The organism is Bacillus thuringiensis, assembly GCF_022095615.2.
GTDB lineage: Bacteria > Bacillota > Bacilli > Bacillales > Bacillaceae_G > Bacillus_A > Bacillus_A cereus_AG.
Window position 1 is genome coordinate 4,065,429 of the sequence record NZ_CP155559.1, and the last position, 25,912, is coordinate 4,091,340.

Below are 25,912 nucleotides of genomic sequence, written 5' to 3' on the forward strand. Positions count from 1 at the left end.
ATCCCATATGTATGAAAAAAGAGCTTGTAATATCACGTCCAAACTGAAAAAAAGCATAAAAAAACGTCTCATACGAAATGAGACGTTTTTTTATGCTAATAGCTGGATAACCAGCTTATTCACAAGTGATCCGTCTGTTTTACCTTTTACTTTCGGCATAACAGCAGTCATCACCTTACCCATATCTGCTTTAGAAGTCGCACCAACTTCAGAAATAACTTGCTTAATTACATTCGCTAGTTCTTCTTCTGTTAATTGCTCAGGCAAATATGCGCTTAAAATCTGAATTTCACTTTGCAGTTTATTAACAAGGTCTTCACGACCAGCTTTTTTAAATTCAAGGAGGGAGTCCTTATACTGTTTTACTTCACGAGCTAAAACTGTTAATTCCTCTTCTTCAGTAAGAGTATGTTGCAGTTTAATACCTTCATTTTGTAAAGCAGCCTTAACCATACGAATAACGGTTAATTTTTCTTTTTGTTTATTCTTCATCGCTTGTTTCATATCATCGTTTAAACGACCGAGAAGACTCATAACTTACACCCTCTCTTAGAATTTACGCTTTCTTGCCGCTTCAGATTTCTTCTTACGTTTTACACTTGGCTTTTCATAAAACTCGCGCTTTCTTGCTTCAGCAAGTGTACCAGTTTTAGAAACCGATCTTTTAAAACGGCGAAGTGCATCCTCCAAAGACTCGTTTTTACGAACGACTGTTTTTGACATTCTCTTTCCCTCCCTCCGAAACATCACACTTACATACTAATTTCAGCATGCAAAAAGAAACCCTTCTTCAGCATGTCTTTTACGATTATAATACATTTTATCACTTCAGGTCAACTATTTGGCAGAATAAAAGAAGAATAGATACCCTTACCTGTTCAAAAGCTATGTAGATAGCTATTATCCTTTTTCCCTGAAGACAACTATATTTTTATCGTTACACCTTTTTTAATACAAGAAAGCATTAAATAACTACTCATTCAACGCACCTGCCTTTTCAGTACTTAACTTCTCCACAAAAAAAGAAAGCATGCAAATCGTTTCCGTTTGCATGCTTTCTTATCCCGCTATTTGCCAGGACAGTAAGACCCCTACCTCAAAATTCAGCAAAAGCAAAGAACTTAGGTGGGGGTCAGGCTGATAATCAGCGGGGATGAACAAAGCCCCCCACTGATTAAAATTTCATTTTATGCGCTTGCTGATTCTTTTTTTACATCATCTTCAAGAACACGAACAAATTGCGCTTCGTTATATGGATAACCAGCTTTCGTAATTTTCACTTTCACTAGCTTACCAATTAATTCTTCCGATCCTTCAAATACAATTTTCAAGTAGTTATCCGTATAGCCTACATATAAGCCTTCACGGTCGCCCTCTTTAAATTGCTCTTCCGGAATGATTTCAAGCACTTCCCCTTCAAACTGTGACGCATACTCTTTCGCTAATTGGTTAGATAGTTCAATTAAACGATGAACACGATCATTCTTCACATCTTCAGGAACTTGATCTTCCATACGCGCTGCAGGTGTTCCTGTACGCTTCGAGTAAGGGAATACGTGTAACTCAGAGAAGCGATTCTCTTTAATGAAATTGTATGTTTCCATGAATTCTTCTTCTGTTTCACCCGGGAAACCAACAATTACGTCCGATGTAATCGCAAGGCCTGGTAACGCTTCTTTCAAACGATCTAAACGTTCTTGGAAAAATTCCATCGTATACTTACGACGCATACGCTTTAATACAGTATTAGATCCAGATTGCAACGGAATGTGTAAGTGACGTACAACTACTTCAGACTTATCTAACACTTCAATTACTTCATCTGAAATTTGACTCGCCTCAATAGAAGAAATACGAAGACGTTTTAATCCACCTACTTCCGCTTCCATATCACGAAGTAATCCAGCTAAGTTATAATCTTTAATATCTTCACCGTACCCACCTGTATGAATACCTGTTAATACGATTTCTTTATAGCCTGCATCTACTAATTGCTGCGCTTGTTTAATAACTTCTTTCCCATCACGAGAACGCATTAAACCACGTGCCCAAGGAATAATACAGAATGTACAGAAGTTATTACAACCTTCTTGTATTTTTAAAGATGCACGTGTACGATCCGTGAAATAAGGTACATCCAGTTCTTCGTATACACGTGTTTTCATAATGTTGCGGACAGCATTAATTGGTTGACGCTCTTTGCGGAATTCTTCGATGTATCCTAACATCTTTTCACGATCCTGTGTACCAACTACAATATCTACACCTGGAATCGCCATAATTTCTGCTGGAGATGTTTGTGCATAACATCCAGTTACACAAATAACCGCATCCGGATTTTGACGAACAGCACGTCTAATAACTTGACGACTTTTCTTATCTCCAGTATTCGTTACTGTACATGTATTAATAACATATACATCAGATTTCTTTTCATATTCAGTTCTTTCATAACCACCTTGTTTAAACAATTGCCAAATGGCTTCTGTTTCATAGTGGTTTACTTTACAACCTAACGTATGGAACGCAACAGTTGACATTGATCATCACCCCATCAATTCAAAATGATACGAAGCAGCACTTAACGCGTATAACGGCGCCGTTTCTGTTCTTAAAATTCTTGGTCCTAAACTACATGGTACAAATTTATGTTCACGAAGCGCTGTAATCTCTTCCTCAGCTAAACCGCCTTCTGGGCCAAATACAATCAATAGCTTTTGACCTGGTTTCATCGTTGTTAAAGCTTTCGCAAAATTAGATTTCTCGCCTTGTTTCGCTTCCTCTTCGTAAGCAACAAGACAAACATCATACTCACCACTCATTGAAAGCAATTGTTTAAACGATGCCGGAGCATGTACTTCTGGAACTTCACTTCTATGTGATTGTTCCGCAGCTTCTTTCACAATTTTTCTTAAACGCTCAACTTTTTTATCAGCTTTTTTCGCATCCCATTTTACGATAGAGCGAGATGCTTGAAATGGTAAGAATGCAGCTGCCCCAAGCTCTGTTCCTTTTTGGAAAATTAACTCTAGCTTGTCTCCTTTTGGCAGTCCACTTGCAATCGTCACGAAAACAGGAAGTTCACTTGACGCCTCTACCCATTCTACAATAGCCGTATTAATAAATTCACTGGTAATTTCATCAATTGAACATACTGCTGTTTTTCCGTTTACACAGCAATAAATGTGATCTCCAGCTGACATACGCATCACTCTTGCGATATGATGTACGTCATCACCTACAATACGAATATTTGTCTCATTTACATATTTCTCTTCTACAAAATAACGTTGCATATAATCACCTTAGTAGAGTTTCGTTCCTTTCGTAAGTCAATACTTACGAAAGGAACGAAACGTTATCATTTTTCATATAACAAACGGCAAGTCCCTCACCTGATAGTGAGAGACTCCCCTTTTCATTATAGACTAAAATCTATATTACGCATTTCGTGCAATAATTGCTACCCAATCTTCCATTCGTAACACTTCTTCAATTGTAAATCCAGCTTTTTCTAGCGCCTCCGAAATTACCTTTTCCTTCGCAGCAATAATGCCCGATGTAATAAATAATCCACCTGACTTCACAACTCTCGCTGCATCCTCAGGGAATAAAAGAATAATTTCTGCTAATAAGTTAGCTACGATTAAATCAACAGGACCTTCAATACCCTCTAAAAGACTATTTTGCCCAACAGACACGATATCATCTGTTTTATTTAAACGTACGTTCATTTCTGCACTTTCAACTGCAACTGGATCTAAATCATACGCCTGAACAGAAGACGCACCTAATTTTGCCGCTGCAATACTAAGCACACCAGAACCTGTTCCTACATCAATGATAGTGTCACCTGGCTGAACTGTTTTTTCTAAAGCACGAATACACATCGTTGTTGTCGGATGAGTTCCTGTCCCAAACGCCATACCTGGATCTAATTCAATAATTTTTTCTTCCGGAGAAGCTGGTGTATACTCTTCCCACGTCGGCACAATTGTGAATGTATCAGAAATTTGTACTGGATGGTAATATTTTTTCCAAGCAGTAGCCCAATCTTCTTCATTGACTTCGTTAACGGTAATATTTCCAGTACCAATTTCAATGTCGTAAGATGGAAGCATATCAATAGATGATTTTACACCTGCAATCGTTTCATGTAAAGAATCCGTTTGCGGGAAATATGCTTTTATTAATACACCTTCCGCCGGATATTCATCTGGGTTCAATGCATAAATTTCACCGTATTGTTGCTCGCGCTCTTTCGTCAACTCTGCTGGATCCTCAATCGCAACTCCACTAGCACCAGCTTCATGTAAAATATGAGAGACAGCTTCTACTGCTTCTTCTGTTGTATGAATACTAATTTCTGACCATTTCACAATTTACCAACTCCATTTTTTATTTCCATTATTCCCCTTTGAAAGCACGTTTAAGCTTTCCAAATAAACTATCATCCTGCTCTTCTTGTCCCGCAAATTCACGTAATAACTCTTTTTGATGTGAAGTTAATTTCGTCGGTACAACAACACGAACAACTACATATTGATCTCCTTGGCCGTATCCACGTACGTTCGGCGCACCTTTTCCTTTTAAGCGGAATTCTGTTCCTGTTTGTGTTCCTGCTGGAATTTTCAGCTTCACTTTCCCATGAACAGTAGGAACTTCCACTTCAGCACCAAGTGCCATTTGCGCAAATGTTAATGGCATTTCGCAAATAATGTGATCTCCCTCACGCTCAAAGAATTCATGATTTCTTACATGAACAACAACATATAAATCTCCTGCCGGTCCGCCATTTACGCCCGATTCACCTTTTCCAGATACACGAATTTGTTGACCATTATCGATACCTGCTGGAATTTTGACATTGATTTTTTTACGTTTACGTACTTTACCAGAACCATGACATGTCGTACATTTTTCTTTAATCATTTGACCAGTTCCTGAACAATGACCACAAGCTTGACGGTTTACAATACGACCAAACGGTGTATTTTGTTCTACACTTACTTGACCTGATCCTGAACAATGTTTACATGTTTCTTTTGAAGTTCCTGGTTTTGCTCCGCTACCTTTACAAGTATCACATGGATCTTCTACTGGAATCTCAACATTTAACTCTTTACCAAAAATAGCTTCTTCAAACTCTAAAGTAACTTGGTATTGTAAGTCAGCACCTTGACGCGGAGCATTTGGATCACGGCGTCTGCCACCACCACCGCCAAAGAATGAACTAAAGATATCTTCGAAACCGAAGCCACCGCCGAAGTCTCCTCCGCCGCCAAAGCCACCGAAACCTTGATTTGCACCAGCATGACCGAATTGATCGTATTGCGCGCGCTTTTGATCATCACTTAATACTTCGTATGCTTCTTGTACTTCTTTAAACTTTTCAATTGCATTTTCTTCTTTACTTACGTCTGGATGGTATTTTTTAGCCAAACGACGATACGCTTTTTTTATTTCATCTTTAGAAGCACCTTTGCTAAGGCCAAGAACCTCATAATAATCTCGTTTACTCATAAATTTACAACCCCCGAATCTTTCACATAAACGTAATTTTAACACCGAAAGAAAGTGCTTTGCAACAAAGTTTCCTCACTTACAGTATGCAAAGTAAAAAACTTAAGAACCTCACACATTTCTTCTCATTCATGAAAAAAGCCAAAGCCAAGGCACGCTTGACTTTGACTTTTTGTCATCTTACTTATTTATATTACTTATCTTCTTTTACTTCTTCAAACTCAGCGTCTACTACATTGTCTTTCTTCGCGCCAGTATCTTGTGCGCCTTGTGCACCTTCTGCTTGCCCTGCAGCTGCTTGAGCTTGCTCGTATAATTTAACTGTTAATTGTTGTACGATTTCTTGTAAAGCGTCTTTTTTCGCACGGATTTCCTCAAGCTCGTTCTTCTCGATCGCAGCTTGTAATGCTTCTTTCGCTTCTGTTGCTTTTGCAACTTCAGCCGCATCCACTTTACCTTCTAAATCTTTTACAACTTTATCCGTTTGGAATACAAGTTGGTCAGCTTCGTTACGAAGTTCAACTTCTTCCTTACGTTTTTGGTCAGCGTCAGCATTTGCTTCTGCTTCTTGTACCATACGATCTACTTCTTCATCAGAAAGACCTGAAGAAGATTGGATTGTAATAGTTTGCTCTTTGCTTGTTCCTAAGTCTTTTGCACGTACGTTAACGATACCGTTCGCATCAATATCGAATGTTACTTCGATTTGTGGAATACCACGTGGTGCTGGTGGAAGGTCTGTTAATTGGAAACGACCTAATGTTTTGTTGTCAGCTGACATTGGACGCTCACCTTGTAATACGTGAATGTCTACTGCCGGTTGGTTATCAGCAGCTGTTGAGAATACTTGTGACTTACTTGTTGGAATTGTAGTGTTACGCTCGATTAATTTCGTGAATACACCACCCATAGTTTCAATACCTAAAGAAAGTGGAGTTACGTCTAATAATAGTACGCCTTCTACATCACCAGTAAGTACGCCACCTTGAACTGCAGCACCTAATGCTACAACTTCATCAGGGTTTACACCTTTATATGGTTCTTTACCAGTTTCACGTTTAATAGCTTCTTGTACAGCTGGGATACGAGTAGATCCACCAACAAGGATAACTTTATCTAATTCGCTTGGAGCAAAACCAGCGTCTTTTAATGCACGACGAGTTGGCTCTAACGTTCTTTCAACAAGACCTGCTGAAATCTCTTCGAATTTCGCTCTTGTTAACGTTAACTCTAAGTGTAATGGACCAGCAGCTCCAGCACTAATGAATGGTAATGAAATTTGTGTTTGTGTTACGCCAGAAAGATCTTTTTTCGCTTTTTCAGCTGCATCTTTCAAACGTTGAAGTGCCATTTTATCTTGGCTTAAATCAATGTTATTTTCTTTTTTGAATTCAGCTACTAAGTGGTCAATAATAACTTGGTCAAAGTCATCTCCACCAAGACGGTTGTCACCAGCAGTTGAAATAACTTCGAATGTTCCGTCTGCTAACTCAAGGATAGATACGTCAAATGTACCACCACCTAAGTCATATACTAAGATTTTTTGCTCTTCATCTTGTTTTTCTAAACCGTAAGCAAGCGCTGCTGCTGTTGGTTCGTTAATGATACGCTCAACTTCTAAACCAGCGATACGACCAGCATCTTTTGTTGCTTGACGTTCTGCATCGTTGAAGTATGCAGGTACTGTAATAACAGCTTTCGTAACTGTTTCACCTAAATATGCTTCAGCAGAAGCTTTTAAGTTTTGTAAAATGATTGCAGAAATTTCTTGAGGTGTATAATCTTTACCTTCAACTTCTACTTTGTAGTCTGTACCCATATGACGTTTAACAGACATGATTGTATTTGGGTTTGTAATTGCTTGACGCTTTGCAACTTCCCCAACTTGACGCTCTTCATTTTTGAAAGCTACAACAGAAGGTGTTGTACGGTTTCCTTCTGGATTTGGGATAACCTTTGGTTCTCCACCTTCCATAACAGCTACACAAGAGTTTGTTGTACCTAAGTCAATACCGATAATTTTACTCATGGCGAATCCTCCTACTTTTATGTAAATTATTGATTTACTTTTACCATTGATGGGCGAATCACGCGGTCTTTTAGTTTATAACCTTTTTGGAATTCTTCAACTACCGCGTTCGATTCAAATTCACTATCTTCCACTTGCATAATAGCTTGGTGTTCATTAGGATCAAACTGTTTACCGACAGATTCAATCACTTCAACACCTTCTTTAGTCAGCGCTTCTAGCAATTGGCGATGCACCATTTCCATACCTTGTAACAAGGATTTCGTTTGCTCATCAGTTGCTTCCACTTGCATCGCTCTTTCAAAATTATCAAGAGCTGGCAAAATATCTGAAACTAGACTTTGTGCTCTATATTTTTCAGCAGCCTGTTTATCCATTTGGACACGACGCTTATAATTTTCAAAATCAGCTTGTAGACGTAATGTGCGACCTTCCGTTTCCGTTAGTTTCGCTTGTAACTCATCTACTTTTTCTTGTAAAAGAGCAGCCTCACTTTTTTCTTCTACAGTTTTTTCACTGTTTTCTGTCGTGACAGCTTCTTCAACTTGCGCTTCTTTTACTTCCTCTACCACTTGTTCGTTACGCTCTTCCACAATATTCACCTCCTTAAAAGGTATTAGGTATTATGCTCAGCACAATTACCTAAGCATTATATATTACACACAGCAATGAAAATTTCATTACTTGAGCGAATGTATTACTCCCATTTACTTTTTAAGTCCATCAGTAAATTGTCTCGTAAATAACTGTAACAAACTAATTACCCGAGAGTATTGCATTCTTGTCGGACCTAAAATAGCAATTGTTCCAAGCTGTTCTTCTCCAATCGAATATGTTGCAGAAATTAAACTACAATCTTCCATGGCCGTCGCAGAGTTTTCCCTACCAATGTTCACTTGAATACCTACTTGTTTATGACGCAAAATGTCATAAAACTCGGCTTCATTATCAATCATCGTCAGCAAGGATCTTACTTTGTGAATGTCATGGAACTCTGGTTGCGAAAGCATATTTGCTTTGCCTCCAAAGTATATCTTTTCCGATAAAGGAACTTGAAATGTACCATCTAACATTTTTATTGCACTATCGTAATTATGAACATACCCACGTAAAACTGTAACAATCTCTTTAAAGATTTTGTTATGCAGTTCTGCCATTGGTACACCCGACAGCTTTTCATTTAAAATATTAACCATTTTTTCTAAATCTGATAAATCAACAGATTCCGGAACGGTAATCGTTTTGCTTTGTACATGCCCTGTATCAGTTACAATAATAGCGACTGCAGTTTGACGATCAAGCGGTACAATTTGTACGTTTTTAAGTTTATTTGTGCTTAACTTCGGTCCAAGAACAATAGCCGTATAATTCGTAAGCTCTGATAAAATTTGAGCCGATTGCTGTGCAATCTTTTCCGCTTCAAAAATTCGTTCAGCAAATAAATCTTTAATTTGTACAATTTCATCGTTCGGTAAGTTTTGCGGCGCTAAAAGATGGTCTACATAAAAACGATATCCTTTTTCGGAAGGAACACGTCCTGAAGAACTATGCGTTTTCTCAATAAATCCTAGTTCCTCTAAATCAGCCATTTCATTTCGAATAGTAGCTGAACTAAACGTAATTTCATCTTTCTTAGCCAACGTCCTCGACCCAACAGGTTGCGCTGATCCAATAAAGTCATCAATAATTGTTTGTAAAATTAAGAGCTGACGTTCCGTAAGCATCTCATCATCACCTCTGTTAGCACTCTTTGTCTTCGAGTGCTAAATCTATTAATAACTTACCAAAATTGACATTCAATTGTCAACGGAAACGTCACGAAATAATGAAACTTTTTCACGTTTATGGAACATTTAATTAGTCAATCAAAAATGATTGGAATACTTCATTCCCTAATAATTTTCCTTTTCGCGTTAAATGAACATATCCATCTTTCTCTTCAAGCAATCCTTGTTCTTGATTTTTTTGCAACTGCTTCGCGAAAACTTGATTCATCTCCATATTAAATTTCTTTTGAAACAATATTTTAGATACGCCTTGTGTTTTTCGAAGCCCTAAGAACAACTCTTCTTCCATTCTTTCTTTCTCCGTCACCGCGTGAACATCTAAATACGGAAATCCAGTTTCATCGATTTTATTGAAATATTGCTTGAGCGGCCCTACATTTTGGATACGCTCTCCATTTACATAACTATGCGCTCCAGCTCCAAATCCATAATACTCCTCATTATTCCAGTATGTGAGATTATGTCTACTTTCATTATCACCTTTTGAGAAATTGCTAATTTCATACTGGGTATATCCGTGTTTCTCCATCTCATTCATTACCATTTCATACATTTTCGCTTCATGGTCTTCACCTGGAAGTCTTAATTTCCCTTTATTCATTAAGTTATAAAACACAGTTTTCGGTTCCACAATTAATGAATATGCCGAGAAATGTTGTACACCAAGCGTAAAAGCAATGTCTAATGTTTCTTTAACATCTTCTATTGTCTGCCCTGGCAGAGCATAAATAATATCTACATTTATATTTTTAAAGCCCACTTCCTGCGCTTCTCTAATTGCTACAAATGCATCTTCCCTCGTATGCCTACGCCCAATTTTCTCAAGCAACTCATCCCGAAATGTTTGCACACCAAAACTAATTCGGTTCACTCCACCTTCTAGCAATACATTTAACTTCTCTTTCGGTAAATCACCTGGATTCGCTTCAAATGTTAATTCACAGTTTGGGGCGAACGGACGTAAACGACGATTTATAATATCTAATAATTTCTTTGTCTGCTCCATATTTAACGCTGTCGGAGTTCCTCCACCAACAAAAATCGTTTTCATACTATCAAACGGTTCTTTTTGAACTGTATTTATTATTTCTTTCTCTAAATACTCTAAATATTGATCGACCGGTTGGCGTTCAATAAACACTTTATTAAAATCACAATAGTGACAAATATGCTGACAAAACGGAATGTGAATATATGCAGCTTGCACCAAATATAACTCCTACCTTTCTAAAAAGAAAACCTCCGCGCTCCGGAGGAATCTTTACTTCTCTAACGTATTACGAATTTGTTCCATTCGCATTTTTCCCCAATCATACATCATTTCAACGATTGGTAAAAGCGACATGCCTAATTCCGTCATATAATACTCTACTCGCGGAGGAATTTCTGGGTATACTGTTCGGTCAACAATCCCATCTTCCATTAACTCTTTTAATTGGTTCGACAAAACTTTATGAGAAATGCTTGGGAATAATCGTTGTAATTCACTAAAACGATGAGGCCCTTCCACACCAAGATGCCACAGTATCACAACTTTCCACTTCCCACTAATAATAGAAAGCGTCAATTCCTTTTCACAATTAAAATTGCCATTTTGTATTTTCTCGTGAATATCTTTTCGAATATTTTCGGACATTAATAGTCTCCTAACTCTATATCAATCATTCATAAATATAGCCACCTCACTATTGTAAATGAGAGAAGCTACGTTGTCTAAAAAGTAATTACACATAAAAAAGAAGCCGCATAAACGACTCCTTTTTATTTTAATTATTAGTTGTCATCCATTTTCAATACAGCCATGAATGCTTCTTGCGGTACTTCTACAGAACCAACAGACTTCATACGTTTTTTACCTTCTTTTTGCTTATCAAGAAGTTTACGTTTACGAGAAATGTCACCACCGTAACATTTTGCAAGTACGTTTTTACGCATCGCTTTAATTGTAGAACGGGCTACAACTTTATTTCCGATAGTAGCCTGAATTGGTACTTCGAACTGTTGTCTTGGAATTAATTCTTTTAATTTCTCTACGATTACTTTACCACGGTCATATGCTGAATCACGGTGCACGATGAATGATAAAGCATCCACTTGCTCATTATTTAAAAGAATATCCATTTTCACAAGTTTAGATGGTTTATAACCAATTAACTCGTAGTCAAATGATGCATATCCTTTCGTATTTGATTTCAATTGATCGAAGAAATCATATACGATTTCTGATAACGGGATGTCATATGTCAATGTAACACGTGTTTCATCTAAATACTGCATATCAATAAACGTTCCACGTTTACCTTGGCAAATTTCCATTACAGCTCCAACATAGTCATTCGGAACCATAATTGCAGCCTTCACAAACGGCTCTTCTACACGATCGATAGACTGTGGATCTGGCATATTAGATGGATTATCAACAATAACATCTTCACCGTTTGTTAAATAAACTTTATAAATAACGCTTGGCGCTGTTGTAATTAAGTCAATCTTAAATTCACGTTCAATACGTTCTTGAATAATTTCCATGTGAAGAAGTCCTAAGAAACCACAACGGAAACCAAATCCTAGCGCTTGAGATGTTTCTGGTTCAAACTCAAGAGCAGAATCATTCAGTTCTAGTTTTTCTAATGCATCACGTAAGTCGTTATAGCGAGCAGAATCAATCGGATATAAACCACAGAATACCATTGGGTTTAACTTACGATATCCTGCTAACGCCTCTGCAGCTGGACGTTTCGCATGTGTAATCGTATCACCAACGCGTGTATCACCAACGTTTTTAATAGATGCTGCTAAGAAACCTACATCACCTACTGTTAACTCGTCACGTTGCGTTGTTTTCGGTGTAAACACACCTACTTCTGTTACTTCAAATTCTTTTCCAGTTGCCATCATACGTACTTTATCGCCAACTTTTACCGTTCCATTTACAACACGGATATAAGCAATTACACCACGATACGGATCATATAAAGAATCGAAAATCATACATTGTAACGGCTCTTCTGAATCACCTGTTGGAGCTGGTACTTTTTCAACGATTTGTTCTAAAATTTCTTCAATACCAATTCCAGCTTTTGCTGAAGCAAGTACTGCTTCTGATGCATCTAAACCAATTACATCTTCTACCTCTTGACGTACACGTTCTGGGTCCGCACTTGGTAAGTCGATTTTATTAATAACTGGTAAAATTTCCAAATTGTTATCAAGCGCTAAATATACGTTCGCTAATGTTTGCGCCTCAATCCCTTGTGCTGCATCCACAACAAGAATTGCACCTTCACAAGCCGCTAAACTACGAGATACTTCGTACGTAAAGTCGACATGTCCTGGAGTATCGATTAAGTGAAGAATATACTCTTCACCGTCTTTCGCTTTATACGTTAATTGTACTGCATTTAATTTAATTGTAATACCGCGCTCACGCTCTAAATCCATAGAGTCAAGCAATTGAGCTTTCATTTCACGTTGTGTTAACGCGTTTGTTTTCTCTAAAATACGGTCTGCTAACGTTGATTTTCCGTGGTCAATATGAGCAATGATAGAGAAATTACGGATTTTGGACTGTCTTTTTGCTCTTTCTTCTTTGTTCATCTATGTTCTCAACTCCTAATAGTCTCGCCAATATACACTAGCACTGATTATATCAATAGAGCAGCAAAGATTCAATGAAAACTCGTGCTGCTTACAATACAAATCATTCTATCTATATCTTATGCGAACAAACCATAAGAGACAAACCTTTTTCAAATTTAAAAACGGCTGTCGTACAAAATGGTAAGACAACCGTTCTTCCTGCTACCCTTAACTAAAAATCTCTTTCACTTTCCCAACAACTATATCCGTTCCAAACTTTGTTACTTCATAAGTAGCACTTGCTATTGCCATACCAATTCCTTCTACAACATTAAAACTTTTTAAGCTTTCTAATTGTTTTTGTTTCTCAGTAACGGAAAACGAACTTCCCAAAATTGTTGATTCAGCACCTGCACCCTCTGTTCCTGTCATATGAGCGATTTGTTCATACGACATTTGCTGATAACCTTTCATACTTTTCAAACCATGATTAGCAAGTGCCACCCCTGCTATTATCATAAGTAAACATAAGGCCGCACTACATATACATAAAAGCGAAAAGCGACTTAAACGATTATCGTCTCTTCCCATCAATGTGTATATGCTCCTGTATTGTCTTGGTCAATTTGATGATGCAAGGCTGCATTTAAACCACTCGCTATTACATTCGCCATATCCTCTATGAAAGCATCCACTTCTTTCGGAGTCACCATTAAATTATGGCCAAGAGGAGATAACACTTCATAAATTAATTTTCTCTTCTCTTCATCTTCCAATGTACCTACAGCACCCAAAAACATATTCCGACTCTTTTCATCCGGCATATCTTCTTCTGTTAATTTTTTCTTTTCTCCAAATGAAAATCCCGCTGGTAACAAAGAACGGGAAGGTTTGTTTCCTTCTTTCATCTCCCGTCCAAAATGTTTCAAAATAAAATCAATTGTATCGCTTGTAATTGAAACGGCATCAACCACAGTCGGAACACCAATCGCGATAACAGGAATACCTAATGTTTCTTTACTAAGCTCCTTACGCTTATTCCCAACACCCGATCCAGGATGAATTCCCGTATCAGAAATTTGTATCGTACTATTTACTCGTTCAATAGAACGGGCAGCTAACGCATCAATTGCAATGACAAAGTCTGGCTTCGTCTTCTCAATGATTCCATAAATGACATCGCTCGTTTCGATTCCTGTAATCCCCATTACCCCCGGCCGAATTGCACTAACAGGCCTAAACCCTTCTTCTACACTTTCAGGCTGCAATTGAAACAAATGTCTCGTTACCAATACATTTTCTACAACGATCGGTCCAAGCGCATCTGGCGTTACATTCCAATTCCCAAGACCAACAATTAAACAACTCGCTTCTTTCGTAACGCCAACCTCTTCTAAGAAATAAGAAAATTCTTTTGCAAAAATGCGCTCTACTTTTTGTTGCAGCTCCGTATCTTGTTGACGTATGCCTTGTACTTCAAGCGTTAAATAGCTCCCAGGTTTTTTACCCATCGATTCAGAGGCAATTTCATCAATCGTTACTTTTGTAATAGTAATACCTTCTTCTTCCCTCTCTTTTACAAGAACTCCTTGTATCCCTTTTTGCTCTTCTTGACTCTCTTGCAGCATTTGATGTGCCTCTACAGCAAGGTCCGTTCTAACACTATATTTACTTAAATCTAATGGTTCTTTCATCGTATCTCCTCCGTAATTCATAGTAAATATCGTTAGATTTCCCAAAGTTATATAAGGTCATTCTTTCCTTTACGTGAAATTTCATTGATATACTATTGCAATTCTCTTCACCGTTTGATAGAATATCACTTGTTCTATGTTAAGAATCGAGTCATTCGATTGCACCAGGGAGGTGAAAAGTATGGCAAACATCAAATCTGCTATCAAACGCGCTAAACTTAGCGAAGAGCGTCGTTCACATAACGCTTCTATCAAGTCTGACATGCGTTCTGCTGTTAAAACTGTAGAAGCTTTAGTTACTAATAACGATCTTGAAAATGCTAAAGAAGCTTTCAAAACTGCTTCTAAAAAACTTGACAAAGCAGCTCGTAAAGGTCTTATCCACCAAAACGCTGCAGCTCGTCAAAAATCTCGCTTAGCGAAACAAGTAAACGCGTAAGGCGTTTAAAAAACGATCCATTTGGATCGTTTTTTTATATACAAAAAAAGTTCACGTGCTAAGCACGTGAACTTTTTGTTTTATCACATATGATTTAACCGCATTAAGAAAAATTCAAGCACAAGCTTCTTATCCATTTTCCCAGTCTTCATACTATAATCAGCTTCTGCTAATTCTATAATCACTTTTTTTAATTCTTCAAAAGAGAAAAACTTCGTTTGATTCATCGCTAACTTTACACGGTATGGATGCACACCAATATGAGACGCAATTTGATTTTGTCCATAACCACGCTGCTGTAACTCTTTCACTTGATAGAGCAAGCGGAATTGACTTACTAATAATGCAAGCAGTTTAATGGGTTCCTCTTGCTGCGTAAATAATCCATCCAAAATTTGCATCGCACCCGCGATATCTTTTTTCACCACTTTTTCTGTCAAAGCAAACACATTTTGTTCAACCGATTTCGGCACAAGCTCTGCAACAAGTTTCGATGTAATCTCTCCACCCATACCGACGTATAACGTTAACTTGTCCATTTCCTTCGCCAACATCGTTACATTACTTCCCACAAGCTCTAACAACAAACTAACAGCTGCATTATCAATATGCACATGCACCTCATCTGCACGAGCAACAATCCACTTCTGAACATCCTGCACTTGCATCGCATTCGCTTCTACTACGTCCGCTGTTTTCTTTAATAGTTTTGTAATTTTTTTTCGTTCATCAAGTTTTTCGTAAGGCGCAACAAAAACAAGAATAGAAAATGGAGAAGGCTCTCCAATATATTCTTCTAAAATTTTTATATTTTGCTCTAATTTTTCTTTTTGTGAAGTTAAAAATAGTGGTGATTTTATTAATATCACTTTACGTTCTCCAAAAAAAGGAAGTGTACGTGCATCCTCAACCACATCTTCTAAATACGCTTCTTCTAAATCATATGTCACAACATTAAACTCGCGATCTTCCTCTTCAAGCGCTTCTGTTGCAATAAGCTTTATCGTTTCATTTATAAAAAACGCTTCCGTTCCATACAGTAAATACAACGGAGCAAACTGCTTCTTTTTAATCTTTTTATGTATATCACTCATACTTTTTCCTACTCCCTAACTTGGCAATATATATTTATACTAATGCCCTAGCTTTCGTTTTACAAGTACAAAGGAACAGGCTTTATAACCCGTTCCTTTATTTATATTAAACGCCACGCAATAAGCCCCGGGTTTCTTATTGGTGTGCGGTAATCACCTTCCCTTTATTATTCACAATAAAAATTCGAGTATAAGTGCCAACTGTTAACATGCTTGGAAACAAAAAACTCACGTTCCTTAATGATCTAAAAGTAGTAAAAACGATCGATTTCTCTTCATATGGAAATTGTAGATTTTTTTCTGACAATATTTTATACTAAAGTGGAATGTTGGGGAGGGATTCTAAATGAATGATTTTGAACAAAACGTTCAAAGTAAACGCAATGACGCTATTGATTCAGGGGTAGGATTTATCGTCTCATTTGGTTTTTTCGCAACACTTTTCATCATTGCGACTGTTATTAAATTTATCGGTTCTTAAAGACTGCTGCTTACTGGCAGTCTTCTTTTTATCTATTATGTGTTTCATCATATGTGATTTTACTACGAAAGGTTCCATGTTCCTCTTTAAAAACATAGGAAATAGCACCTTGCTTATCCGTACGCCATACTTCAATCCCCATCTTCTCAAAACGCTCTATAACTTCCTTATGAGGATGCCCATACCTATTACGCTCACCGACAGAAATAATCGCTACATCAGGCTGTACAACGCTCAAAAAAGGCACTATAGATGACGTATTACTCCCATGATGAGCAACCTTTAAAACATCCGCCCGTAAATCTGGATACGTAGCTATTAAAAACTTCTCTCCTTCTTCTTCTAAATCACCTGTAAACAGCCACGTTAACCCTCCTAATTTTGCCCATATTACAATTGAAGCATTATTTTCACTTCTTGCTTTTCCTGTTGGAGCTAACACAAAAAATTCCGCTTCATTTACACGCCAATTTTCTCCTTCCCCCACTTCACTTATTTTCACTTTCTTTTCTAATGCCTGTTTCTTTAATACTTTTTCTAATACCGCATATTGTTCCTTTCGGCCGAATACAACTTCTTTTACGGTTATATTTGCTATTAACTCTTGCGCAGCACCTATATGATCCGCATCTCCATGCGTTACGATTAATTTATCGATGGTTTTAATACCTTCCTTTTGTAAATAAGGGATTAAAATATCATTTCCAACAGAAAATTCATGCTTTTTCCGCTGCCATTCTTCCTTATTTGCACGCATTGTGCCACCAGTATCAATGAGATAAATCTCTTTATCGTACGGGAGGCGAATTAATATTGCGTCTCCCTGTCCAACATCAAGAAATGTAACACTCCCACTTTCTCGAAAATACGGATATACATAATGACATGTACAAACAAAAAGAAATATACCCGAAGCTATGAACATAATTTTCTTCGACACCCGCCCCTCCCATACCATCAATATACTAACAATACTCGCGCAATATAGAGCTACAAGAAGTATCGGCGTTTGCCCAAAAACAAGGCGGATAAACGGTAAACTTTCACAATAACTTAGAAAATCATTAGAAAGATTCAAACCTATTGATAGTACATCCGCAAGTCCTTTTGCAAGAAACGAGCCGATAGGTATACATACCAAAATAATAATACTACAGGGCAATACAATGAGAGATAAAAACGGAACGTATAGGATATTAAGAAAAATGCTATATGGAGAAAAATAACCGAAGTGATATAACAAAATCGGAGTACTAACAAGCTGTGAAATAAGAGAAATATAAATGGAATTTCGGATTACTCCATTACTACTCTCTAGTAAAAACGGGGCTGACAAAAGCAAGGCGAAACTACCAACGAAAGAAAACTGAAAGCCAATATTAAAAACAAGATACGGATCAAATATAAGCATACATATAGCTGTGATACTTAAAGCATCTAAGCTAGATAAACGAATAGAACATATGAAAGCAATCAACATCAAAACTCCTGTTATAGAAGCTCTTATAACAGACGGGGATGCTCCTGCTAAAATCATATATAGAGGAATGCAAAAGATAAGACATACTGTCGCTACCTCCCTCGTCACACCACTTCTTAGCAAAACAAAATACACAATCACCATTAACAATACGATATGCGATCCTGAAATCGCCAACAAATGTACAAGACCAAATTGCTGATATTGCTCTTCAATTTCAAATGTCATTTGTTGTCTATCACCAAATACTAATGCATTTATAAAAGCACCTGATTGCTCTGGAAACATTTCTGTAACTCCCGTGATTGCTTGCTGTCTCAAAAGAAGAATCCATTGCACGAGTGACAACGATGTTTTATGGCATCCAGAAATATATGTAGCCTCCAATACGAAATGAACATTTTGCTTATACAAATAATCACGATAATTAAAACCATGAAAATTCCGAGCTATTGGTGGTTCTTTCCTCCCACCTTCGAATACACATGATACTCCTGCATGTAATTGTCGCAGTTGTTTCTTTTCCGAGGCTGATTTAATTTTGTAACTTAACTGCACTATATTTTTATTCTGATCTTCAACTTGAAATGATAGGCGATCCCCGTTAATAAGAGGTGTATTTTGTATCACTCCTCTTGTAGCTTCGTAGGACTCTCCCAGAGGCTTGTTTTGCTCTTGGGCATACGTAGTGTACATAACGCCGCTAAAACACGCTATTATACAATAAAGGAAGGTTTTACGCGAAGTACGATACAAACAAAAGAAAACATATAGAACGAGACAACAAGTCAGCAACAAAACCGAAGAGGAGAAGGCAATTGCAATCCCTATTATAAATGAGATTGCAACATAGCCCCATTGTCCTTTCAACTCATACTCACTCCTTATAGCATCATTTTTGCTTTCGTGAATACATGCTGTAATTCTTCCATCGATAAGTTCTCTTTTTCTAAAGATGCAAATAGTTCTTTTAACTCCATATAACGCTTTTGATCCTCTAATGCTGCAATATCATATTCTAGCGGAACATGTTTCACCGTTACATTCGCCTTTTCAAATAACTCTACGGCATATGGATGATTTTTATAATCCTGCGCATAATAAACTGCTGTAATACCACTTTGAATAATCGCCTTACAGCATTGTAAACAAGGGAAATGCGTAACATAAATTTCCGCTTCCTCCGTTTTCACACCAAATTTTGCACATTGTAATAAAGCATTCATTTCTGCATGAATCGTACGAACACAATGATTATCAATAACGTAGCATCCATCATCTATACAATGTACGCCACCTTTAATTGAACCATTATATCCACCAGCAATAATTCGTTTATCACGAACGATAGTCGCTCCTACTGCAAGCCTTGTACATGTACTACGTAAAGATAGCAAATGGCTTTGCGTCATAAAATATTGATCCCATGAAATTCGTTCCATATTTTTCACCTACTTTTTTGTCTACTTGTAGTGTAGCGAATGAAGAAAAACTTCGTCAATCTTTTACGGAATAATAATTTGATCTTTTATTTTTTCCAGTGACTTCACACCAATCCCGTCGATCTCTAACAAATCTTCTATTTTCTGAAACGGACCATGTTCTTCACGATATTTCAAAATACTTTCTGCTTTCCTAGAACCAATACCTGTAATTTTTTCAAGTTGTTCTTTAGAAGCTGCATTTATTTGAACTTTCCCTTCTCCCTTTGAAACAGCAGCTCCTTCTTGCACTTGTTCGTTTTTATCCGGCACATAAAGGACCATTTGGTCTTGTACCATTTGCGCTAAATTTACCTTTTTCCTATCTGCCTCGGGCAAAAAACCACCTGCCTTTTCAATAGCATCCTTGACACGGTCCCCTTCTTTCATTTCATACACTCCCTCTTTAACAACAGCTCCTTTCATATCAATTATAATTATTTTTTTCTGCTGCTTTGTATCCGATATTTCCGGTTTACTTTTTTTCTCTATCTCTTTCGCTTGAACATCCGTTGTAATGACTGATTGATCTGTATGCTGGTTCGTTTTCCAAAAAAGAAGAAAAAGTACAGTTCCAATAATAGCTACTATTCCTAACCATTTCTTTGGAAAATTCCACATCATTTTACACCTCTAATCATAAATTTATAACATCATTCATATTGTTTAGGAGAAAGCTGTTACGAAGGAGGGATGAAACATTGAACATAGGAATTATAGGGACAGGGAACATGGGGAATATACTAATCGACGCATTTTTAGAAACCCGTGCTGTCAAACCTTCGTGCCTTACAATCATTAATCGAACGCCCGCCAAAGCATATCATATAAAGGAAAAATACCCTTCTGTTCATATAGCCAAAACTATCGATGAGGTAATCGAACGATCACATCTTATTTTTATTTGCGTAAAACCGATAGATATATACCCGATCCTACAAAAATACGTTGAACATTTTTCTGATGAAAAGTGCTTAGTTTCTATCACAAGTCCAATATCTCCATCACAATTAGAGACACTTGTACCTTGCCACGTTGCACGTATCATTCCGAGCATTACAAACCGCGCCCTGTCTGGCGCATCACTATTTACATTTGGAAGTAAATGCTCTGAAGAATGGCAACAAAAACTATTTCGCCTATTCAAAAACATTTCCACTCCCCTTGTAATAGAAGAAGATATAACGCGCGTTTCATCTGATATAGCAAGCTGCGGTCCTGCATTCTTTAGTTATTTATTACAATGTTTCATTAACGCTGCTGTAGATAAAACAAATATTACACATGAAGAAGCCACTACTTTAGTAAGTGAAATGGTCGTTGGAATGGGGAAACTACTTGAAAAAGGGATTTTCACATTGCCTACTTTACAAGAAAAAGTATGTGTTAAAGGCGGCGTTACAGGAGAAGGCATTCGTGTTTTAGAAGAACATGTTGGGGATATGTTTCATAAATTAATTGAGCGGACACACGAGAAATTTGATGAAGATTTAAAATGCGTTAATCAGCAATTCAATAAACACACATAATAAATACGTCATCGTCATTCCAAATCCTTTTTATACATGCTTACTTTTTTACATTATATTTTTACTTAAACTAGCATTTTCACACTTCACGTATATCATCTTATTATTATTCTAGAACTAAAATTACAACTTCTTTACAAAACAAAAGCAACCTTCTCGGTTGCTTTTGTTTTATCCGTTTTTCTTCGCCATGAAGAAAATACGCTCTGTTTGTTCTGTAACTTCAAGTCGTTCAAAATCACCAGTCACGCGAAGCACTGTAAAACCAGCTTCTTCAAGCCATTTCGTTAACTCTTCAACCTGATATGCACGTTGCACGTGACATTCGTCAAAACGATGGTACACATCTTCTTCTGGGTCTTGAACAAAGAATGTTAAATCATGTTCTACACTATTTGATTCTTCACCAGGGAAGCAATTCCAAATAAGAGATATTTCTTCTCCATTTACTGTGTATGTTTCATTTTGAAATACATGATGTATTTTATATAAAGAATGTACATCAAATAAAAACAAACCATCTTGACGTAAATGGTGAAACACTCTTCGAAATGTTTCTTGCACTCCATCTTCTTGCAATACATAATTTAATGAATCACAAAAGATTGTTACACAGTCAAACTCACCTGGAACATCAAGCTCTCGCATGTCTTGTTGGTAAAAAGGAATAAAGTATCCTTCTCCGCCTAGTTTTTGCTGAGCGACCGTTAACATTTCTTCTGAAAGATCGACACCGATTAAATCGTAACCCTTTTGTACAAGCGGAAGTGTTACATTACCAGTACCGCATGCTACATCAAGAATCTTCGCCTCTTTCATATCCGCTTGCTGTAAACTTTCCTCTGTGAATTCCACCCATTTATCATAAGGAACATCATTCATTAGTTCGTCGTACAACAATGCAAATTGTTCGTATTTCATTGGTCTAGCTCGTCTGTAATATCCTCACGTGGCACATCGCCCCAAAGACGCTCTAAATTATAGTGATTACGCTCATCTTTATGGAATACATGAGCAACTACATCTCCAAGGTCAACTAGTACCCAGCGTGCTTCGTCAAAACCTTCCATACGTTGTACGTCGATTTCAAACTCATGTGCTTTTGATTTAATTTCACGCGCAATTGCTTGCACTTGCTTATCTGAGTTACCGTGACAAATAATGAAATAATCTGCAATTGGTGAAATACCTTGCATATTTAGGACAACCATATCTTCTGCTCTTTTATCATCAGCCGCTTTTGCTGCTAATACTAATAAATCTTTATCTTTCATTTACTAATTTCCTCCTTGATAACTGCGTTGTATGTTTGGAATGTCAATGGATAAATCGTTTGATTTTTTTCCATTAAAAATTGAATTGTTCGCTTTAATGCAAATAATAAAGCTTGATTTATATCCGTATATGCTAGTTTGCGAGCTTCCTCCACCCCTGGAAACTTTCGTCCAGGCTCAATGTAATCAGCTACATAAATTACTTTATCTAACATCGTCATTTTCTCATGACCACTTGTATGATATGTAATAGCTTGCAGGATTTCAGGATCCGTAATGCCTACTTCTTTTTCTACTAAGTATGCCCCAACAGGTGCATGCCATAACTCTTTGTTATAACAAAGTAAATCTTTCGGCAAACCTTCACTTTTAATAATCTCTTCCATCTCAGAAATCGCTCTACACTTCGCATAATCATGGAATATAGCTGCAACTTCAGCCTTTTTTTCATCCACACCGTATAACTTAGCAAGTTCAATTGCTGTCTCCATTACACCTATTGTGTGTATATAACGTTTTTCATGCATTTGTTGTTTGACAATATGAAGTGCTTTCTCACGATTCATACAACCCATTCCTCTCGATATACACCTGTACTTTTTCAGGAAGTAAATATTTACACGTTCTCTTCTCTTTATATCTCTCACGTAATAAAGATGAAGAAACTGCAAACTCCGGAATTTCCACAGTGGTGATAGGATAAGGTGTACGCAATGTATAACCAGGTCTTGCAACCCCAACAAACGTCACAAGATCAAGTAACGCTTCAATGTTATACCACTTCGGTAAATACTCAACCATATCTCCACCAATAATAAAGTGAAACTGCACATCAGGATACTTCTTCGTCAATTGTAACATAGTGTCATACGTATAAGATGGGCCCTTCCTGCTTAGCTCTTCTAAACAAATAGAAAAATGTTCCTCCACCTCAGTCGCAAGCTCTAACATTTGTAAGCGATTTTCTACACTTGTAATATTCCGCCCTTGTTTATGCGGTGGAATTTGGTTCGGTAAGAACCATACTTCTTCTAAATTCAAAGCGTGATATACTTCATTTGCAATTAGCAAATGCCCATAATGTGGCGGATCAAATGTACCGCCAATGATGCCAATTTTTCTCAAAAGAAACGCCCCTTCCTTTTACCTACAGTAACTCTCTTCATTCCTATCCGAAGAGAGTTCACTGTTAATAAAAGTTCAATTGGTTTCGCTCTCTACATCATTACGCACTAACGATAAAAAATAGCATATACTAGTCTTTTGATCGCGGAAGTTTAATTTGTTTATTTTCTCTAGATTCTTTGTATAAAACGATTGTACTTCCAATTACTTGAACGATTTCAGCACGTGCGCCTTTTGCAAGTTCTTCTGCAACTTCACGACGATCGAATTCACAGTTTTGTAGCACACTTACTTTAAATAGTTCACGAACTTCTAAAGTATCTGCGATTTGTTTAATCATATTTTCATTTACTCCGCCTTTTCCTACTTGAAAAATTGGTGTTAAATGATGTGCTTGTGCACGTAAAAATCTTTTTTGTTTTCCTGTTAACATATATGTTAGCCTCCAAGCTTTCTTATAACTAATTGTTTCATTCTATCGATATTCGGTACACGCCCTGTCCACATTTCAAATGCAAGCGCCCCTTGATAAACAAACATATCAATACCATTTTGAATCATTGCACCTTGCTCTTTTGCCTCACATAAAATTTTCGTTTCAAATGGATTATAAATTATATCTGATACAATCGTCCCTTCTTTTAACGAAGAAATTTGTAATGGCGTATATTCGATGCGTGGATGCATACCTATTGTTGTCGTCTGAATGATAATATCATAATTCCCTTGTTCTTCTGTTGCTTTTTCTAGCGATAAAGCAACAGAATTAACAGTAGCCATACATGCAGCAATAAGTTCTTTCGCCTTATCTACTGTACGATTAGCTACATCAATCTCTTTCACACCTACATCAGCAAGAGAAAAATAAATAGCTCGACTAGCACCACCTGCGCCAAGCAATAAAATACGTTTCTCCTGAAGTGGTTCCCTACTAATTGACTGCAGTGCTCGGACAAAACCAATTCCATCTGTATTGTAGCCAATCAATTTTCCATCCTTATGAACCACTGTATTTACTGCACCAATTTGTTTTGCTAGCGGGTCAATCTCATCCAAATAATCCATAATAGCAACTTTGTGCGGCGTTGTTACATTAAATCCTGAAATACCTAATGCTTTTAAACCTCTTACTGCTTCCCCTAGCACTTCCTCTTTAACAAGAAATGCATGATAATGGGCATCCATATTCAAGTGTTCAAATGCATCGTTATGCATAACAGGTGATAATGAATGTCCAATTGGATTTCCGATTACACCATATAATTGTTTCATAAATCCCTCTCCATATTAAATTAAAGATTTACGCAATGAAACACTTACTCCTTTTGGTACGTGTGCAACAATTTTTGCTCCCGGTTCGTTCACAGTAACCCATCCTAATCCAGAGAATACAACATCCGTTTTTGGTTCACGAATATTAAATTCGTATTTCACTAGATCTGGCATATTTGCTAATTCTTCTGGTGTTGGCGGGCTTAGTAAATCCCCAGCATGATTTTTATACAATTCATCTGCTTTCTCAAGCTTTGTACGATGGATTGTTAAACGATTCGAGAAGTGACAAGTAAATGCACGACGACCACCACTTACATAATCAAAACGTGCCAAGCCACTGAAGAATAATGTTTGTTCTTCATTTAATTGGAACACCATTGGCTTAATTTCTTTTGTTGGTGTAATAAGCTTTAAGCTTTCTTTTCCAACATAATGAGCCATTTGATGGTGGTTAATAATACCTGGCGTATCATATAAAGAAGATTCTTCGTCTAACGGAATATCAATTAAATCAAGTGTTGTTCCTGGGAAATGAGATGTTGTAATTACATTTTCAGTCTCATCACTAAATTCTTTAATCATACGATTAATAAATGTTGATTTTCCTACATTCGTACATCCCACAACGTAAACATCTTTTCCGCCGCGGTAATACTCAATAGCATCTGCCAGCTCAGCAATCCCTTGTCCTTTCGCTGCACTAATTAAAAAGACATCTTCTGGTTTTAATCCTAGTTGCTTTGCACTGTAGCGCATCCAATGCTTTACTTTATCATGTTTTACTGACTTAGGAATTAAATCAGCTTTATTTCCAACAAGTAATACTTTATTATTCCCCACGAAACGATGTAAGCCAGGTAACCAGCTACCATTAAAATCAAAAATATCTACAATTTTAACTACTAACGCATCCGATTTTCCAATTCCATTTAGAATACGTAGGAAGTCATCATCTGTTAATGATACATCTTGAATTTCGTTGTAATGTTTCAAGCGAAAACAGCGTTGACAAATTACTTGTTCTTTCTCTAAAGATGAGGTAGGAGCATATCCCACTTCGTTTTTATCTTCTGTTTGAATTTCTACACCGCAACCAATACATTTAATTGTTTCAGTCAAACT

At 37.1% G+C, this 25,912-nt stretch carries 28 protein-coding genes; 3 read left to right on the forward strand and 25 right to left on the reverse strand.

Annotated elements, in window-relative coordinates; genetic code table 11:
- Nucleotides 1–90: 90 nt before the first annotated feature.
- From KZZ19_RS21055 to gpr, 14 genes are all read right to left on the reverse strand, one after another.
- Entirely contained in the window at nt 91–534 is a 444-nt protein-coding gene (locus KZZ19_RS21055; protein ID WP_000054579.1) for a GatB/YqeY domain-containing protein, read from the reverse strand.
- Between the two features lie 15 nt (nt 535–549).
- Entirely contained in the window at nt 550–723 is a 174-nt protein-coding gene (gene rpsU, locus KZZ19_RS21060; RefSeq protein ID WP_000048061.1) for a 30S ribosomal protein S21, read from the reverse strand.
- A 464-nt stretch (nt 724–1,187) separates the two neighbouring features.
- Nucleotides 1,188–2,540, reverse strand: a complete 1,353-nt coding sequence (mtaB, locus tag KZZ19_RS21065; protein WP_061677306.1) for a tRNA (N(6)-L-threonylcarbamoyladenosine(37)-C(2))-methylthiotransferase MtaB — start codon at nt 2,538–2,540, stop codon at nt 1,188–1,190.
- Between the two features lie 6 nt (nt 2,541–2,546).
- The gene (locus tag KZZ19_RS21070; RefSeq protein WP_048531237.1) at nt 2,547–3,296 is read right to left on the reverse strand and encodes a 16S rRNA (uracil(1498)-N(3))-methyltransferase; all 750 of its coding nucleotides are present in this window, start codon (nt 3,294–3,296) and stop codon (nt 2,547–2,549) included.
- A 144-nt stretch (nt 3,297–3,440) separates the two neighbouring features.
- On the reverse strand, nt 3,441–4,379 hold the full coding sequence (gene prmA / locus KZZ19_RS21075; protein WP_088097786.1) for a 50S ribosomal protein L11 methyltransferase: 939 nt from the start codon (nt 4,377–4,379) through the stop codon (nt 3,441–3,443).
- A gap of 28 nt (nt 4,380–4,407) precedes the next feature.
- Nucleotides 4,408–5,523, reverse strand: coding sequence for a chaperone protein DnaJ (dnaJ, locus tag KZZ19_RS21080; protein WP_237979518.1), 1,116 nt, complete (start codon nt 5,521–5,523; stop codon nt 4,408–4,410).
- Between the two features lie 193 nt (nt 5,524–5,716).
- Nucleotides 5,717–7,552, reverse strand: coding sequence for a chaperone protein DnaK (dnaK, locus tag KZZ19_RS21085; RefSeq protein WP_237979519.1), 1,836 nt, complete (start codon nt 7,550–7,552; stop codon nt 5,717–5,719).
- 26 nt (nt 7,553–7,578) lie between these two features.
- Nucleotides 7,579–8,145 carry a nucleotide exchange factor GrpE gene (gene grpE / locus KZZ19_RS21090; RefSeq protein ID WP_000392717.1) on the reverse strand — a complete coding sequence of 189 codons (567 nt, stop codon included), beginning with the start codon at nt 8,143–8,145 and terminating at the stop codon, nt 7,579–7,581.
- 114 nt (nt 8,146–8,259) lie between these two features.
- On the reverse strand, nt 8,260–9,276 hold the full coding sequence (gene hrcA / locus KZZ19_RS21095; protein ID WP_000954947.1) for a heat-inducible transcriptional repressor HrcA: 1,017 nt from the start codon (nt 9,274–9,276) through the stop codon (nt 8,260–8,262).
- A 133-nt stretch (nt 9,277–9,409) separates the two neighbouring features.
- On the reverse strand, nt 9,410–10,549 hold the full coding sequence (gene hemW / locus KZZ19_RS21100) for a radical SAM family heme chaperone HemW (RefSeq protein ID WP_237979520.1): 1,140 nt from the start codon (nt 10,547–10,549) through the stop codon (nt 9,410–9,412).
- 51 nt (nt 10,550–10,600) lie between these two features.
- Nucleotides 10,601–10,975 (reverse strand): winged helix-turn-helix transcriptional regulator, encoded by a 375-nt coding sequence (locus tag KZZ19_RS21105; RefSeq protein WP_001293536.1) that lies wholly within the window; start codon nt 10,973–10,975, stop codon nt 10,601–10,603.
- Nucleotides 10,976–11,112: 137 nt separating this feature from the next.
- A complete protein-coding gene (lepA, locus tag KZZ19_RS21110) occupies nt 11,113–12,936 on the reverse strand; it encodes an elongation factor 4 (protein ID WP_001030963.1) in 1,824 nt (607 codons plus the stop codon).
- 210 nt (nt 12,937–13,146) lie between these two features.
- Complete coding sequence (locus KZZ19_RS21115) at nt 13,147–13,512, reverse strand: YqxA family protein (RefSeq protein ID WP_237979521.1); 366 nt, start codon at nt 13,510–13,512, stop codon at nt 13,147–13,149.
- The gene (gpr, locus tag KZZ19_RS21120; RefSeq protein WP_237979522.1) at nt 13,509–14,612 is read right to left on the reverse strand and encodes a GPR endopeptidase; all 1,104 of its coding nucleotides are present in this window, start codon (nt 14,610–14,612) and stop codon (nt 13,509–13,511) included. The genes KZZ19_RS21115 and gpr overlap by 4 nt, the downstream gene beginning before the upstream one ends.
- A gap of 181 nt (nt 14,613–14,793) precedes the next feature.
- On the opposite strand from gpr, the gene rpsT reads away from it, so the two are divergent.
- Entirely contained in the window at nt 14,794–15,051 is a 258-nt protein-coding gene (gene rpsT, locus KZZ19_RS21125; RefSeq protein ID WP_001274014.1) for a 30S ribosomal protein S20, read from the forward strand.
- An 83-nt stretch (nt 15,052–15,134) separates the two neighbouring features.
- Here the strand turns inward: rpsT and holA are convergent, their stop codons facing one another.
- On the reverse strand, nt 15,135–16,145 hold the full coding sequence (gene holA / locus KZZ19_RS21130) for a DNA polymerase III subunit delta (protein ID WP_237979524.1): 1,011 nt from the start codon (nt 16,143–16,145) through the stop codon (nt 15,135–15,137).
- Nucleotides 16,146–16,491: 346 nt separating this feature from the next.
- Between holA and KZZ19_RS21135 the strand changes: the two genes are divergently transcribed.
- Nucleotides 16,492–16,626, forward strand: coding sequence for a YqzM family protein (locus KZZ19_RS21135; RefSeq protein ID WP_000997609.1), 135 nt, complete (start codon nt 16,492–16,494; stop codon nt 16,624–16,626).
- Nucleotides 16,627–16,654: 28 nt separating this feature from the next.
- Here KZZ19_RS21135 and KZZ19_RS21140 read toward each other — a convergent pair whose 3' ends face one another.
- The 3 genes from KZZ19_RS21140 to KZZ19_RS21150 form a co-directional block, all read right to left on the reverse strand.
- Nucleotides 16,655–18,976: a DNA internalization-related competence protein ComEC/Rec2 gene (locus KZZ19_RS21140; protein WP_237979526.1), complete on the reverse strand. Its 2,322-nt coding sequence runs from the start codon at nt 18,974–18,976 to the stop codon at nt 16,655–16,657.
- 14 nt (nt 18,977–18,990) lie between these two features.
- Nucleotides 18,991–19,548, reverse strand: a complete 558-nt coding sequence (locus KZZ19_RS21145; protein ID WP_088097795.1) for a ComE operon protein 2 — start codon at nt 19,546–19,548, stop codon at nt 18,991–18,993.
- 63 nt (nt 19,549–19,611) lie between these two features.
- Nucleotides 19,612–20,211: a helix-hairpin-helix domain-containing protein gene (locus KZZ19_RS21150; protein WP_237979527.1), complete on the reverse strand. Its 600-nt coding sequence runs from the start codon at nt 20,209–20,211 to the stop codon at nt 19,612–19,614.
- A 77-nt stretch (nt 20,212–20,288) separates the two neighbouring features.
- Here KZZ19_RS21150 and comER point away from each other — a divergent pair, with 77 nt between their 5' ends.
- On the forward strand, nt 20,289–21,116 hold the full coding sequence (comER, locus tag KZZ19_RS21155) for a late competence protein ComER (protein ID WP_237979528.1): 828 nt from the start codon (nt 20,289–20,291) through the stop codon (nt 21,114–21,116).
- 171 nt (nt 21,117–21,287) lie between these two features.
- On the opposite strand, the gene KZZ19_RS21160 is transcribed toward comER, so the two are convergent.
- The 7 genes from KZZ19_RS21160 to yqeH all read right to left on the reverse strand — a co-directional run bounded on the left by KZZ19_RS21160 (nt 21,288) and on the right by yqeH (nt 25,909).
- Nucleotides 21,288–22,037, reverse strand: coding sequence for a class I SAM-dependent methyltransferase (locus KZZ19_RS21160; protein WP_000873069.1), 750 nt, complete (start codon nt 22,035–22,037; stop codon nt 21,288–21,290).
- The gene (gene rsfS, locus KZZ19_RS21165; protein WP_000653202.1) at nt 22,034–22,390 is read right to left on the reverse strand and encodes a ribosome silencing factor; all 357 of its coding nucleotides are present in this window, start codon (nt 22,388–22,390) and stop codon (nt 22,034–22,036) included. The genes KZZ19_RS21160 and rsfS overlap by 4 nt, the downstream gene beginning before the upstream one ends.
- A complete protein-coding gene (gene yqeK, locus KZZ19_RS21170; protein WP_064474757.1) occupies nt 22,387–22,956 on the reverse strand; it encodes a bis(5'-nucleosyl)-tetraphosphatase (symmetrical) YqeK in 570 nt (189 codons plus the stop codon). Before yqeK ends, rsfS begins: the two co-directional genes overlap by 4 nt.
- Nucleotides 22,946–23,515, reverse strand: coding sequence for a nicotinate-nucleotide adenylyltransferase (gene nadD / locus KZZ19_RS21175; protein ID WP_088123418.1), 570 nt, complete (start codon nt 23,513–23,515; stop codon nt 22,946–22,948). Before nadD ends, yqeK begins: the two co-directional genes overlap by 11 nt.
- A 130-nt stretch (nt 23,516–23,645) precedes the next feature.
- The gene (gene yhbY / locus KZZ19_RS21180; protein WP_048541496.1) at nt 23,646–23,948 is read right to left on the reverse strand and encodes a ribosome assembly RNA-binding protein YhbY; all 303 of its coding nucleotides are present in this window, start codon (nt 23,946–23,948) and stop codon (nt 23,646–23,648) included.
- Nucleotides 23,949–23,953: 5 nt separating this feature from the next.
- Nucleotides 23,954–24,787 carry a shikimate dehydrogenase gene (gene aroE / locus KZZ19_RS21185; RefSeq protein WP_237979529.1) on the reverse strand — a complete coding sequence of 278 codons (834 nt, stop codon included), beginning with the start codon at nt 24,785–24,787 and terminating at the stop codon, nt 23,954–23,956.
- Nucleotides 24,788–24,802: 15 nt separating this feature from the next.
- Complete coding sequence (gene yqeH, locus KZZ19_RS21190) at nt 24,803–25,909, reverse strand: ribosome biogenesis GTPase YqeH (protein ID WP_088097801.1); 1,107 nt, start codon at nt 25,907–25,909, stop codon at nt 24,803–24,805.
- Between the last annotated feature and the right edge of the window lie 3 nt (nt 25,910–25,912).